Source organism: Acidovorax sp. K2F (assembly GCF_025246485.1).
Lineage (GTDB): Bacteria > Pseudomonadota > Gammaproteobacteria > Burkholderiales > Burkholderiaceae_C > Acidovorax > Acidovorax delafieldii.
The window spans coordinates 169,255-182,380 of sequence record NZ_JAOBSQ010000030.1; the positions used below are offsets into that span (position 1 = coordinate 169,255).

Sequence of the window (13,126 nt, forward strand, 5' to 3'; positions counted from 1 at the left end):
CCTGAAAGCCCGCGCCATGACCGCTATTGCCGACGCCGCTGCGCCTGCCGCCACCCACTCTGCGCATCGCGCGCTGGCCCCAAGCCCCACCGCAGCCCCTCGTGAATTCCTGACCTTCCGCCTGGGGGCGGAGGAGTACGGCATTGACATCCTGCGCGTGCAGGAGATCCGCTCATACGAGAGACCCACGCGCCTGGCGCAATCGCCCGACTTCATCAAGGGCGTGATCGATCTTCGCGGCCGCATCGTGCCCATCCTGGATCTGCGGGTGAAGCTGCAATGCCCTGAAGCCAGCTACACCGACTTCACCGTGGTGATCATTCTGGACATCGGCTCTACCGTGATTGGCGCGGTGGTGGATGCGGTGGCGGACGTGGTCTCGCTCACTCCCGACCTCATCAAGCCCACGCCCCAGTTCGAGCGGCAGGGCCATGTGGACCCCGCCTTTGTCACTGGCATTGCCAGCCTGGGCGAGCGCATGCTGATCGTGATGGACATCGAGGCCCTGCTCAGCAGTGACGAAATTGGGCTGGTGAGATCGGCCGTCCACAGTTAACGTAGCAACCCACTACACAAGATCAACACAGAGGAGAAAAAGGATGAATCAGCTCAAGATTTCAACCCGGCTGGCTGTGGCATTCGCCGTCATGGTGCTTCTTTTGGTCGCTCTAGGCGGGGTGACCCTGTTGCGTTCATCAAACCAGCGCGCGGCGCTCAACGATGTGATTGATGTCCGGATTCCTGTACTCAAGGCCCTGGCAGCCTTGGATGACGGAGTGAACGAACAAGCCATTCAGCTACGCAACTTGGTGATTTTCACTGCGGAACCCATTGTGAAATCCGCGACAAGCCGGTTGGCGGAAGCATCTGCGATGGTGGAGGCGCAGTACAAAGCCATAGGACCCTTGATAACCTCGGAGAAGGGCAGAGCGCTCTTGGCGACGATGGAGCAGCGTCGCGCCGACTTCATGAAGTTGAGGGACCAATATCTTGCAATGGTCCAGCAGGGTCAACGGGATGAAGCGCTGAAACTTCTGGAAGAGCAACTTCGACCTGCGCAGCGTGCCTACCAGAGTGCCATAGAAGATCAGTTGAATTTTCAATCGGAGAAGGCTGCAGAATCAGGCGCTCGAGCCGAGTCTGCAGCGGTTGCACTTCAACGCGATGTCTTGATCGCCGGAGCAATTGCGATTGGTATCGCCATCTTCTTGGCCATCACCATCATCCGCTCCATCACCCGCCCCCTGGCGCAGGCGGTGGAAGCGGCCGACCGCGTGGCCAGTGGCGACCTGAGCGGCCAGATCGTCGTGCAGTCCAAGGACGAAACCGGCCACCTGCTCAGCGCCCTGCAGCGCATGCAGCAAAGCCTGGTCAACACCGTCAGCTCGGTGCGCCAGAACGCCGAAGGCGTAGCATCGGCGAGCGCACAGATCGCCTCAGGCAACAACGACCTGAGCGCACGCACGGAACAGCAAGCCAGTGCACTGGAAGAAACGGCCGCCTCGATGGAAGAGCTGGGCTCGACCGTGCGCCAGAACGCCGACAACGCGCGAGCCGCCAACCAGCTGGCCGTGAGCGCCAGCACCGTGGCCGTGCAAGGCGGAGACGTGGTGGCCGAAGTGGTCGAGACCATGAAAGGCATCAACGCCAGCAGCAACAAGATCGCAGACATCATCAGCGTCATCGACGGCATCGCCTTCCAGACCAACATCCTGGCGCTCAACGCAGCCGTGGAAGCCGCCCGCGCCGGCGAACAAGGCCGGGGCTTTGCCGTGGTGGCCGGAGAAGTACGCAACCTGGCAGGACGCAGCGCAGAAGCCGCCAAGGAAATCAAAGCCCTCATCACCGCCAGCGTGGAACGCGTGGAACAAGGCACCGCCCTGGTCGACAAGGCCGGAGCCACCATGACCGAAGTCGTCAGCGCCATCCGGCGAGTGACCGACATCATGGGAGAGATCAGCGCCGCCAGCAGCGAACAAAGCGCAGGTGTCGGCCAGGTGGGAGAAGCCGTCACCCAGATGGACCAGGCCACCCAGCAAAACGCCGCCCTGGTGGAAGAAATGGCCGCAGCTGCCAGCGCACTGAACGCCCAGGCCGGCGAACTGGTCAACGCCGTGGCCGTGTTCAAGCTCGACGCCAGCAGCACGAACAGCAGCTACAGCCCGAACCGCCACACGGCAGCCCCCGCCCGCACCCCCATTGCAGCGCCCAGCTACAAAGCCCCGGCCCGCAGCACCAGCCTGGGCAGCAGCGCCAAGAGCAGAAGCAACAAACCCGCCGCCAGCCTGGCGGCGCCCAAGGCCAGCCGCCCGGCAGCCTCAACTGCCGCCAAGCCTGCAGCGCCCAGCCCGGCCCCGGCACCCAAGGCTGCGGGAAGCGACGACGACTGGGAGAGCTTCTGACCAGGGCCCCGCAGGCCCCAGGGTGAAGAAATCAGGTGAAAACGGCTACAGGCGCAGGTTGAACATGCGCTGACAGCTATCAAAAACAAAGCAAGAAAGCACGCAGAGGGGGGTTACCTTCTGCGTGCTTTTTTGTGGGCGGGCGCTTTGTTGGTGATGGCTGAAGGCATGCGTGGGGCGGGTCAGCCACCCGCTGGCGCGATGCTTGCTGCAGGTGCGTGATGGCGAGTTGCCGTTGTGGGCAGCGGCGCGCCAATGTAGGTGGGCGATTTGTACGCAAACGTAACGGAAAGCGCTATGCTGGGCGGGCCCGCCACGGCGCGCGGCCCGTCGGTGGGTGGACATTCCTTTTTGGCGCCGTTCTCCACAGGAGTTCTGCAATGGACCGAGGTTTCAACGCGTCGCGCACGTACATGATGGGTAGCCGCCCCATCATCACCAGCGCGAGCCGCCGTGCGCCTGCCGTGTGGTCTGCTACGCCAACCGTGGCGCCGCCCAGGCCGCACCTAAGTCTGCTGCGCGCTCCCCATATGCCCCTTTCCAACCGCTGGTGCGCTGCCAGCCGGGCGCAGCCTGTTTGCTTGTTTCCCTCAGGAGTGTTGTCATGAACCAGTTCAAGATTTCCACCCGCCTGGCGGGTTTGCTTGCGGCCTTGTGCCTGCTGGTGTTGCTGGTGGGCGTGGCGGGGCTGTATGGCATGGGCAATTCCAATGCCGGGCTCAAGTCGGTATACGACGACCGGGTGGTGCCGCTCAAGCAGATCAAAGTCGTGGCGGACATGTATGCGGTCAACGTGGTGGACACGGCCCACAAGGTGCGTGACGGTACGCTGACACCCGCACAGGGCCTGCAGTCGGTGGCCGATGCGCGCAAGGCCATCGAGGCCAACTGGAAGGCCTATCTGGCCACCCAGCTGGTGCCGGAGGAAACGCAGTTGGTCGAGCGCTTCAAGCCGCTGCAGGCCAAGGCAGATGCGGCCACCGATGTACTGGCGGGGCACTTCAAGTCGGGCGATGTGGCGGCCCTGACCGCGTTTGCGGCCAAGGAGATGTACCCCGCCATCGACCCATTGCAGGAGGTGCTGGGCCAGCTGATGCAGGTGCAGCTGGACCGTGCCAAGGCCGAGTACGACAGTGCGGCCGCCAGCTACCAGACCATCCGCGCACTGGCGGTCACGGCCGTGGTGGCGGGCATTGTGCTGGCGGTGCTGATGGGCGGCGCCATGATCCGGCAGATTTCGCGCGCGCTGGGCGATGCGGTGCAGATCACCGACGCGGTGGCGCAGGGCGACCTGACCGTGGCGATCCACGCGCGGGGCAAGGACGAGATCGCCCAGTTGCTCAGCGGCCTCACCGCCATGCGGGACAACCTGGCGTATGTGGTGTCGGGCGTGCGTGGCAATGCCCAGGGCGTGGCGTCGGCCAGTGCCGAGATCGCATCGGGCAACAACGACCTGTCCATCCGCACCGAGCAGCAGGCCAGCGCGCTGCAGGAAACCGCTGCGTCGATGGAGGAGCTGAGTTCCACCGTCAAGCAAAACGCCGACAACGCGCGCCAGGCCAACCAGCTGGCGATGAGCGCATCCACCGTGGCGGGGCAGGGCGGCGATGTGGTGGCCGAGGTGGTGACCACCATGAAGGGCATCAACGACAGCAGCAAAAAGATCGCCGACATCATCAGCGTGATTGACGGCATTGCGTTCCAGACCAACATCCTGGCGCTGAACGCGGCCGTGGAGGCCGCCCGCGCGGGCGAACAGGGCCGGGGCTTTGCGGTAGTGGCGGGCGAGGTGCGCAATCTGGCCCAGCGCAGCGCCGAGGCGGCCAAAGAGATCAAGTCGCTCATCACTGCCAGCGTGGAGCGGGTCGAGCAGGGCACCCAGCTGGTGGACAAGGCGGGTATCACCATGACCGAGGTGGTGGGGGCCATTCGCCGCGTGACGGACATCATGGGCGAGATCAGCGCCGCCAGCAGCGAGCAGAGCACGGGCGTGTCGCAGGTGGGCGAGGCCGTCACGCAGATGGACCAGGTCACCCAGCAGAACGCGGCGCTGGTCGAGGAAATGGCGGCTGCTGCCAGCAGCCTGAGCCACCAGGCCCAGGCCTTGGTGGGGGCGGTGGCGGTGTTCAAGCTCACGGCCGACCAGGCGCGGGCATCGCAGCCTGGCGGCGCTGTGGACCCGGTGCCGCGCCCTGCGCCCGCCGCGGACACGCGCAAGGCGGCGATGGGCGGCCATGCGGCGGGCAGCAAGGCAACCCTTGCTTTGCGCTCTCCCTCTGCTCCTGCCGCCAAAAAGGCACCTGCTGCCAGTGCCACCCCCAAGGCCGCGGGCGTCGCACCCAAAGCGGCCCCACAAGCAGTGGCCGCCGGTGCCGAGGACGACTGGGAGAGCTTTTGACCGACGGCAGGCCGCGCTTGCACCGTTTGTAAGTTTTTTGCCCCGTTTTGGGGCGTAGACTTCCCCAAGCTGGTTCGGTGCCTGGCACTGCGCCGACAGCGCCCGCGATGTAGCACTCCAGCCCGTGCGTGCGCTGCACGCACGGGGCCTTGTGCGCTGTTTTGATATCCCCACGGCTGACACAGGGGGCCGCACCCATGCCCCCACCGGGGCAGCGCTTGCGCAGTGGGCCGTCGACTCTTTTGTGATGATTAAAATTGATAAAATCATATTTATCATAAATATGATATAATTATCACATCCCAGCCGCTGATTCCTTGTGGTCCCGCGCAGGTGCGCCGAACCACATCGGCGCAGCCATGGCTGGCAAAAGCCCCCATAAAAACCACGAAAGATTCCCATGAGCAACCTGAAAATCGGAGCGCGCCTGAGCCTGGCCTTTGGCCTTGTGCTGTTGATCACCGCCACCATCGCCGCCACCGGCGTCTGGCGACTGGCGGTACTCAAGGAGGCCAGCAGTCGCATTGCCACTGTCGAAATGGAACGCAACGCCCTGGCGCAGGAGTGGAAGGCGGCCATCGACCTGAACTGGGTGCGGGCGTCGGCGTCGCTCAAGGCCACGGACGCGGGCTATATCCAGTCGCTGACGGCCGACATGGCCACCACGTCGCAGCGTGCCAGCGAGGCACAGAAAAAGCTGGAAGCGCTGGTGGACGACCCGACCGAAAAGGCGCTGATGGAGCGCGTGGCGGTGACCCGCAAGGCCTATGTGGATGCGCGCGCCAAGCTGCTGGACCGCAAGAAGGCGGGCGAGGATGTGTTTGCGCTGGTGGACAGCGACCTCAAGCCGCTGGCCACGGCCTACCTGCAATCGCTGGCCGATGTGGCAGACAACACGCACAAGCAGCTCGATGAGTTTGAAGGCGCCATCCTCCAGGACGCGGTCACCAGCCAATGGGTGCTGGCGCTGGCTGCGATGGCATCGCTGGTGCTGGGCGCCTTGTTTGCGCTGTGGACCACGCGCTCCATCGTGGGGCCGGTGCAGCGGGCTGTGTACGCGGCCGATGAAATCAGCCATGGCAACTTGTCGGTCCACATTCCCGATCTGGGGGAGAGCCGCAATGAGATGGCGCACCTGCTGCGGTCGCTGAACGAGATGCAGCAGAACCTGTCGCGCATCGTGGGGCATGTGCGCTCCGGCTCCGAGAACGTGGCCACGGCGTCGTCGGAGATCGCCCAGGGCAACAACGACCTGAGCGCACGCACCGAGCAGCAGGCCAGCGCCCTGCAGGAGACGGCGGCATCCATGGAGCAGCTCAATTCGACCGTGCGCCAGAACGCCGACAACGCCCGCCAGGCCAACCAGCTTGCGCAGAGCGCATCGACGGTGGCCGTGCATGGCGGAGAGGTGGTGAGCCAGGTGGTGGACACCATGAAGGGCATTCACGACAGCAGCAGTAAGATCGCCGACATCATCGGTGTGATCGATGGCATTGCCTTTCAGACCAACATCCTTGCGCTGAACGCGGCCGTCGAAGCAGCGCGTGCGGGCGAGCAGGGCCGGGGCTTTGCGGTGGTGGCGTCCGAGGTGCGCAGCCTGGCGGGCCGTTCGGCCGACGCGGCCAAGCAGATCAAGACCCTGATCAACGACAGCGTGGAACGCGTGGCCGCAGGCACCACGCTGGTCGATCAGGCGGGTGCAACCATGACCGAGGTGGTGGGCTCCATCAAACGTGTCACGGATTTGATGGGCGAGATCAGTGCCGCCAGCTCTGAACAAAGCCAGGGTGTGGCCCAGGTGGGCGAGGCTGTGACACAGATGGACCAGGTCACCCAGCAAAACGCTGCCCTGGTGGAAGAAATGGCCGCCGCCGCTGCCAGCCTCAACAACCAGGCGCAGGACCTGGTGAGCACGGTGGCGTTCTTCAAGCTGTCGCCAGCGCAGGCGGCGCAGCCGGCTGCGTCTGCCTTTGCGTATGTGCCCAAGGCTGCAGTCCCATCTCCGGCCTTGGCCGGTTCCAGCAGACCAGCCCCTGTGGCCCCGTCCAAGGTGCCGCCCCTGCGTGCGGCCGCCAAGCCCGCACCGGCTCTTGCGTCAACGGCGCCAGCTCGTTCGGGCAGCGGCAATGATGCTGACTGGGAGAGTTTTTGACAGTGACTCGCCGCCCTCGGCAGGCGTGACGGGCCCTGCCTTCGCCGTGTGTTGGTTCAAACCTGGCTTTGATCTCGTCCGCGCGTCCTGCCTGACCACTGCAGGTCAGGCGGCCTTGAAGGGGCTTCGCGCTTGCAGGTCGCCGAGGTAGCTTTCCACGCCAGCGCCTTCGCGGTCCAGAAAGCGCTGCACTGCCTCAGCAAATGCCGGGTGTGCCAGCCAGTGCGCGCTGGTGGCCTGCACGGGCAGCAGCGCGCGGGCCATCTTGTGCTCGCCCTGGGCTCCCCCCTCAAACCGCACGGCACCGTGGGCGATGCACCACTGCAGCGGCTGGTAGTAGCAGGCCTCGAAGTGCAGGCAGTCCACGCGCTCCAGCGCGCCCCAGTAGCGGCCGTAGGCCACCAGCTCGGAGCGTGATTCGGGGTCTGATTCAGCGTCTTTTTGGGCTGATGCGCTAGATGCATATGCGCCGATAGCTATCAAACTGCTAGCAATAGGCCGCCCGTCCCGCTCCCCCACAAACAGCAGCCAGGCCTCGGGCATGTCCGCTGCCATGCGGGCGAAGAAGTCGCGCGTGAGGTAGGGCGGGTTGCCGTGCTCCAGATAGGTGCGCTCGTAGCAGCGGTAGAAAAAATCCCAGTCTGCAGCGCTGATGTCCGCCCCGCGTGACCAGCGGAAGGTGACTCCGGCATCGGCAACGCGGCGGCGCTCCTGGCGGATCTTCTTGCGTTTGTCTTGCGACAGGCTGGCGAGGAACTGGTCAAAGTCCTGGTAGCGCGGGGTTTCGCCGTCGGTGGCGGCTACACCCTGGGCCACAGGGAGCGTGGGCCGCTCATTCTTCCAGTGAAACTGCACGGTGTGCCGCAGCATCAGGTCTTGTTGCGCGCCGGTCAGCACATCGTCATCGCTGGCAAACAGCACATGCACGGACGATACGTCTTCTTGCTCGCACCACTGGCACACCGCCTGCACCAGCAGGGCGCGCGTGGTGGCATCGCGGGCCAGCAGCCGGCTGCCTGGCACGGGCGTAAAGGGCACGGCAATGACGGCCTTGGGGTAGTAGGGCACACGGTGCTGCTCGTAAGCGCTGGCCCAGGCCCAGTCAAACACATATTCGCCGTACGAATGGCTCTTGAGGTACAGGGGGCAGGCTGCCACCAGGGTGTCGCCGTCCCACAGCGTCATGAAGCGGGGCGTCCAGCCGGTACGCGGCGTGGCGCTGCCGCTGCTTTCCAGCGCTGCCAGGTATTCATGCCGCATGAAGGGCGTGGGGTGGCTTTGCTGCGCCAGCAGGTGGTTCCAGGCGGTAGTGTCCACGTCCAGCACGGAGGGGAGCACGCGGGCGATAATGGCAGCTTCAGCCATGCAGGCCCCTGTGATGCACCTTTGATTGCGGGCCTGCAACGGCGGTATTCAACCTGGCCGCAGGGGCCGATTCCAGTTCCATGACGCTCTCCATTTGCACTGCGCAGCTCAACTTTGTTGTGGGCGACATGCCCGGCAACGCCCAAAAGATCATTGCGGCAGCCCGCGAGGCCTATGCCCAGGGTGCTCGCCTGTTGCTGACACCGGAGCTGGCCATCTGCGGCTACGCGGCCGAAGACCTGTTCCTGCGCCCTGCCTTCATTGCGGCCTGCGATGATGCCGTGAAAACCGTGGCCCGCGAGACTGCGGGGTTGAAAGGCCTGGCCATCGTGCTGGGCCACCCGCAGGCCATGGCCCCTGGCGCCCAGGCCTTCAGCGTCTGCTTCAACGCCGCCAGCGTGGTGCGCGACGGCAAGATCGAGCAGACCTATGCCAAGCGCGAGCTGCCCAACTACCAGGTGTTTGACGAGCGGCGCTACTTCGTGCCCGGCAGCAAGCCCTGTGTGTTCGAGGTGGAAGGCGTGAAGGTGGGTGTGCTGGTGTGCGAAGACGCCTGGTTTGCCACCCCCGCGCGCGATACTGCTGCCGCCGGTGCGCAGTTGCTGGCGGTCATCAATGCATCGCCTTTCCACCTGGGCAAGGGCACGGAGCGCGAGGCCACCATGCGCTCCCGTGTGGTCGAGACGGGCCTGCCGCTGGTTTACGCCCACTTGGTGGGCGGGCAGGACGAGGTGGTGTTCGAAGGCCGCTCGTTTGCGCTGGCCGCCGACGGCTCGGTGGCGGCGCGGGCACCTGCTTTTGTGGAAAAACTGGTCTATGCGCTAGTCGAATCTGCCCAGGGTGCTATCAAAATTACAGCAGAGGTTGCCCCAGAGCGCACGCTGGAGGCCGACCTGTGGGATGCCCTGGTGCTGGGTGTGCGCGACTATGTGGGCAAGAACGGCTTCCCGGGCGCGCTGCTGGGGTTGTCGGGCGGCATCGACTCGGCGCTGGTGCTGGCGATTGCGGTGGATGCGCTCGGTGCCGACAAGGTCCGCACGGTGATGATGCCATCGCCCTACACCGCCGACATCAGCTGGATCGACGCGCGCGACATGGCCACGCGCATGGGCGTGCGCTATGACGAGATTTCGATCAAACCGCAGTTCGAGGCCTTCAAGGCCGCGCTGGCCGCCGAGTTTGCCGGGCTGCCCGAAGACACCACCGAAGAAAATCTGCAGGCGCGCATCCGGGGCACGCTGCTGATGGCGCTGTCCAACAAGTTCGGCGCCATCGTGCTGACCACCGGCAACAAGAGCGAGATGTCCACCGGCTACTGCACGCTGTACGGCGACATGGCCGGCGGCTTTGCCGTGATCAAGGATGTGGCCAAGACCCGCGTGTTTGACCTGGCCCGCTGGCGCAATGCCAACGACCCGTATGGCACCTGCGCCAGCCCCATCCCTGAGCGCATCATCACCCGGCCGCCCAGTGCCGAGCTGCGGCCCGACCAGAAGGACCAGGACAGCCTGCCGCCGTATGAGGTGCTGGACGCCATCGTGGCCCGCTACATGGAAAACGATGAGCCCATCGAGTCCATCATCGCCAGCGGCTTCGCCCGGGCCGATGTCGAACGCGTGACGCGCCTGATCAAGCTCAACGAGTACAAACGCCGCCAGGCGCCAGTAGGGATTCGTGTCACGCGCCGCAGCTTTGGCAAGGACTGGCGTTACCCTATCACCAGCAAATTCAGGGCGTGACGCTTCGGCGCCGTGCCCCCAGCCCGATTTTTTACATCCTCCAGGAGACCCGCCATGAAAATGATCACCGCCGTCATCAAGCCCTTCAAGCTCGAAGAAGTCCGCGAAGCCCTGGCCGAATGCGGCGTGACCGGCCTCACGGTGACCGAGGTGAAGGGTTTTGGCCGCCAGAAAGGCCATACCGAGCTGTACCGCGGCGCGGAATACGTGGTGGACTTTCTGCCCAAGGTGAAGGTCGAGGTCGTCGTCAAGTCCGAGGATGTGGACCGCTGCGTGGACGCGATCGTGAACGTGGCGCGCACCGGCAAGATCGGTGACGGCAAGATTTTTGTGACCGCCGTGGAGCGCACGGTGCGTATTCGCACAGGCGATCTGGACGACGCAGCGGTGTGAGGTGACAACCCCCTGAGTCGTTTCTTACCTTGCCCTTTCTCTTGAACGGCTGCGCCATTCGAGAAAAGGGAGGCAACGCCAGCGCAAGCAAGCGAAGCGCCGAATGCGCAGCCTGTTGGCCCTTGCTCGGTGGCCTTGGCTTGTGGGCCGCTCCAGTTTCGGAGTGCGGGGGAGTCAGATCACCGAGCGCAGCGGGACAGGCGCTTGGTCGGGCCCCGCGTCTTGCACCAGCGCGCGCAGCAGGGCTTCTGCATCGGTGGATGCGTGCAACAGGCCCATCTGCCATTCACCCATGAAGCCACTGGCCACGCTGCCCTGCAAGAATCCCAGCAGGCCGTCGTAGTAGCCCGCCACGTTCAGCAAGCCCAAGGGCTTGTCGTGGTAGCCCAGCTGGCGCCAGGTCCACACTTCAAACAGTTCTTCAAAGGTGCCGATGCCGCCGGGCAGGGCGAGGAAGGCATCGCTGCGCTCTGCCATCATGGCCTTGCGTTCGTGCATGGTCTGCACGATGTGCAGCTCGTCACATTGGCGGTTGGCCAGCTCTTTGTCCACCAGCGCCTGCGGTATCACCCCCACCACCCGGCCGCCCGCCAGACGCGTCGCCTCGGCCACCGTGCCCATCAGGCCACTGCGGCCACCGCCGTATACCAGTTGTCCGTTGTGGGCGCCGATCCATTGGCCCACTGCCTGCGCCGCCTGGGCATAGGCGGCGCTGTCGCCGGGGCGCGATCCGCAATATACGCACACAGAAAATGTGGGTTCAGCCATGGAAAAACCTCTGAAACAATGCGGCGGCCCAGATGCCAATGCACAGCAGCAAGGCCAGCAGAACCGCTGCGCTGCCCATGTCCTTGGCGCGTTTGGACAGGTCATGCCACTCGGGCCCGATGCGGTCGATGGCGGTCTCGATGCCCGTGTTGAGCAACTCCACAATCATCACGATGACCACGGAGCCCGCCAACAAGGCGACTTCGACCCAACTGCGGCCCAGCCAGAGCGACAGCGGCAGCAGCACCATGGCGGCGATGGCCTCCTGGCGAAAGGCCTTCTCGTTCCAGCCGGCCCGCAGCCCTTCCATGGAATAGCCGGCGGCATGCCAGATGCGATTGAGGCCCGAGCGCGCCTTTTGGGGGTTGGCCGGAGCGTCCGGAGAAGGGGAGGAGGGTTGCATGCGCTTATTTTTTGGGAATTTCGTAGTGCACCAGCCGGGTGCCGGCCAACGCGTCGTGCCAGAACTGCCGCGTGGGGTGGAACCGGCTGAGCAGCGCCCAGATGGCCACCCAGCCCAGCACGATCACGGCCGACTCACCCCCCGACAGGGAAAATGGTGCGATTGCCGCCAGCGGCGGCAAAAACCACAGCCAGCTCAATACATACCGCAACAAGGCGCGCGGCTGGCTGATGGGTTGCCCTGCAGTGCCCACCACGCGGATGTGCCAGGTTTTCTGTGCGAGGGTCTGGCCTTTGGCCCAGAACCAGGTGAAATAAATACCGAACACCACAAAGAGAAAGGCCTGCAGCGCATGGCGGTTGTCCATCGCATTGCGCGTCTGGCTCAGCGTGCCAAACAGGTACCCGGCGATAAAGACCACGCCGAACATCAGCATGCCTTCATATAGCCAGCAGGCCATGCGCCGCCACAGGTTGGGCGTGGGGCCGCCCGCGAGGACACCGCTTGAGGCGTTGGCCGCAGGCTGGGGCGTGGTGGGAGAGGGAGAAACGGACATTCCAGGTCAGGCCCGTCGGGCCAGGGCAGGTTGAGACCTACTGAGGATACAGGCCGGAGGTGTCAGGTGTTACTGCGGGGGTGCCGGGCGAGCCCGTGCTGTCGGCTCCGCCAGAGCCCAGGGGCGGAAGTACAGCAGGCACCGCACTGGGGATCGCCACGGGCGCTGTTTCCACGCCACCCGTCAAGGTTGCCGGCGCTGCGGATGCGGGGGCGGATGGCATCGCAGGCGCCGTCGGCTGAGGCACTGGGGCCGCAACGCGGGGCGAGTGGTCTACCACCGGTGGAATCTTGGGAGCGTTGGGGCGATCGGGGCTGGCTTGCGTTGCTGCGGGCACCTGGGCCAGCTTTTTGGGCGAGACAGGGCGCAGGGCCGTGGCAGCCCCGTGGGGATTGGGGGTCGCCTTGGAGGCCAACGCCTTGCGCTCTTCGTCAGACAGTGCCTGGTAGGCCTCCCACTGCGCCCGTTTGTCGTCCCCAGCCAGGCGCTTGGTGACCGCGTAGTTCAAGCGTGCCTGGTTGCGCTGCTGGGCACTCAGATTGGCCCAGTCGGTGATGCGGTCATGGAACTTGCGTTGTTCCTCTTCCGAAAGACTGGGGTAGTTGATGGCCAAGTCCAGCCAGCGGCGTTTTTGGGCTTCGCTGATCAGCGCCCAGCGTTCCGACAGCGGATACAGCGCTAGTTTTTGCGCCGTGGTGAGCGTGCCCCAGCCTGGTCCTGATTCCGTGGCAGGGGGCATGTTCACGGCTGACAGGTCTGTACGGGCGTTATTGGGGCGGGCCACTGCGGCCTCAGCGCCCGCTTGGAGCACTGTGCTGGGGGCCATGCGCATCTGCACCAACGCCTGCCAGCCACCAGCGGTAAGCGCACCCAGAAGCGCCAATGCCAGCACGAAGGCTGGCAGCGTGGAGGGAGCTTCAGAGGGGCTTGGGTGCATGCAGTCCAGAGTC

The 13,126-nt window shown here is 64.9% G+C and carries 11 protein-coding genes; 6 read left to right on the forward strand and 5 right to left on the reverse strand.

Annotated features, from left to right (window positions below):
• The first annotated feature begins 16 nt into the window (after positions 1-16).
• The 4 genes from N4G42_RS09935 to N4G42_RS09950 all read left to right on the forward strand — a co-directional run bounded on the left by N4G42_RS09935 (position 17) and on the right by N4G42_RS09950 (position 6,952).
• Positions 17-556, forward strand: a complete 540-nt coding sequence (locus N4G42_RS09935; protein WP_260667027.1) for a chemotaxis protein CheW — start codon at positions 17-19, stop codon at positions 554-556.
• A gap of 43 nt (positions 557-599) precedes the next feature.
• The gene (locus tag N4G42_RS09940; RefSeq protein WP_260667028.1) at positions 600-2,402 is read left to right on the forward strand and encodes a methyl-accepting chemotaxis protein; all 1,803 of its coding nucleotides are present in this window, start codon (positions 600-602) and stop codon (positions 2,400-2,402) included.
• A 604-nt stretch (positions 2,403-3,006) separates the two neighbouring features.
• Positions 3,007-4,800: a methyl-accepting chemotaxis protein gene (locus N4G42_RS09945; RefSeq protein ID WP_260667029.1), complete on the forward strand. Its 1,794-nt coding sequence runs from the start codon at positions 3,007-3,009 to the stop codon at positions 4,798-4,800.
• Positions 4,801-5,200: 400 nt separating this feature from the next.
• Positions 5,201-6,952: a methyl-accepting chemotaxis protein gene (locus tag N4G42_RS09950; RefSeq protein ID WP_260667030.1), complete on the forward strand. Its 1,752-nt coding sequence runs from the start codon at positions 5,201-5,203 to the stop codon at positions 6,950-6,952.
• A 105-nt stretch (positions 6,953-7,057) separates the two neighbouring features.
• Here the strand turns inward: N4G42_RS09950 and N4G42_RS09955 are convergent, their stop codons facing one another.
• Positions 7,058-8,317 carry a GNAT family N-acetyltransferase gene (locus N4G42_RS09955; RefSeq protein WP_260667031.1) on the reverse strand — a complete coding sequence of 420 codons (1,260 nt, stop codon included), beginning with the start codon at positions 8,315-8,317 and terminating at the stop codon, positions 7,058-7,060.
• An 80-nt stretch (positions 8,318-8,397) separates the two neighbouring features.
• Here N4G42_RS09955 and N4G42_RS09960 point away from each other — a divergent pair, with 80 nt between their 5' ends.
• Positions 8,398-10,056 (forward strand): NAD+ synthase, encoded by a 1,659-nt coding sequence (locus N4G42_RS09960; RefSeq protein ID WP_260667032.1) that lies wholly within the window; start codon positions 8,398-8,400, stop codon positions 10,054-10,056.
• 54 nt (positions 10,057-10,110) lie between these two features.
• Complete coding sequence (locus N4G42_RS09965) at positions 10,111-10,449, forward strand: P-II family nitrogen regulator (protein WP_015013651.1); 339 nt, start codon at positions 10,111-10,113, stop codon at positions 10,447-10,449.
• A gap of 174 nt (positions 10,450-10,623) precedes the next feature.
• Here N4G42_RS09965 and N4G42_RS09970 read toward each other — a convergent pair whose 3' ends face one another.
• From N4G42_RS09970 to N4G42_RS09985, 4 genes are read right to left on the reverse strand one after another with little or no spacing between them, the layout of a single operon-like run.
• Complete coding sequence (locus N4G42_RS09970; protein ID WP_260667033.1) at positions 10,624-11,217, reverse strand: TIGR00730 family Rossman fold protein; 594 nt, start codon at positions 11,215-11,217, stop codon at positions 10,624-10,626.
• A complete protein-coding gene (locus N4G42_RS09975) occupies positions 11,210-11,620 on the reverse strand; it encodes a diacylglycerol kinase (protein ID WP_056744177.1) in 411 nt (136 codons plus the stop codon). The genes N4G42_RS09970 and N4G42_RS09975 overlap by 8 nt, the downstream gene beginning before the upstream one ends.
• Positions 11,621-11,624: 4 nt before the next feature.
• Positions 11,625-12,176, reverse strand: a complete 552-nt coding sequence (locus tag N4G42_RS09980; RefSeq protein ID WP_082522553.1) for an RDD family protein — start codon at positions 12,174-12,176, stop codon at positions 11,625-11,627.
• A 37-nt stretch (positions 12,177-12,213) separates the two neighbouring features.
• Positions 12,214-13,113: a DUF3106 domain-containing protein gene (locus N4G42_RS09985; protein ID WP_260667034.1), complete on the reverse strand. Its 900-nt coding sequence runs from the start codon at positions 13,111-13,113 to the stop codon at positions 12,214-12,216.
• Between the last annotated feature and the right edge of the window lie 13 nt (positions 13,114-13,126).

What these genes read in the sequence shown, in the direction of transcription:
- N4G42_RS09950 (WP_260667030.1), top strand. Translation starts at nt 5,201, where the DNA reads ATGAGCAACCTGAAAATCGGAGCGCGCCTGAGCCTGGCCTTTGGCCTT.
- N4G42_RS09985 (WP_260667034.1), bottom strand. Translation starts at nt 13,113, where the DNA reads ATGCACCCAAGCCCCTCTGAAGCTCCCTCCACGCTGCCAGCCTTCGTG.
- N4G42_RS09970 (WP_260667033.1), bottom strand. Translation starts at nt 11,217, where the DNA reads ATGGCTGAACCCACATTTTCTGTGTGCGTATATTGCGGATCGCGCCCC.
- N4G42_RS09945 (WP_260667029.1), top strand. Translation starts at nt 3,007, where the DNA reads ATGAACCAGTTCAAGATTTCCACCCGCCTGGCGGGTTTGCTTGCGGCC.
- N4G42_RS09975 (WP_056744177.1), bottom strand. Translation starts at nt 11,620, where the DNA reads ATGCAACCCTCCTCCCCTTCTCCGGACGCTCCGGCCAACCCCCAAAAG.
- N4G42_RS09940 (WP_260667028.1), top strand. Translation starts at nt 600, where the DNA reads ATGAATCAGCTCAAGATTTCAACCCGGCTGGCTGTGGCATTCGCCGTC.
- N4G42_RS09980 (WP_082522553.1), bottom strand. Translation starts at nt 12,176, where the DNA reads ATGTCCGTTTCTCCCTCTCCCACCACGCCCCAGCCTGCGGCCAACGCC.
- N4G42_RS09960 (WP_260667032.1), top strand. Translation starts at nt 8,398, where the DNA reads ATGACGCTCTCCATTTGCACTGCGCAGCTCAACTTTGTTGTGGGCGAC.
- N4G42_RS09955 (WP_260667031.1), bottom strand. Translation starts at nt 8,317, where the DNA reads ATGGCTGAAGCTGCCATTATCGCCCGCGTGCTCCCCTCCGTGCTGGAC.
- N4G42_RS09965 (WP_015013651.1), top strand. Translation starts at nt 10,111, where the DNA reads ATGAAAATGATCACCGCCGTCATCAAGCCCTTCAAGCTCGAAGAAGTC.
- N4G42_RS09935 (WP_260667027.1), top strand. Translation starts at nt 17, where the DNA reads ATGACCGCTATTGCCGACGCCGCTGCGCCTGCCGCCACCCACTCTGCG.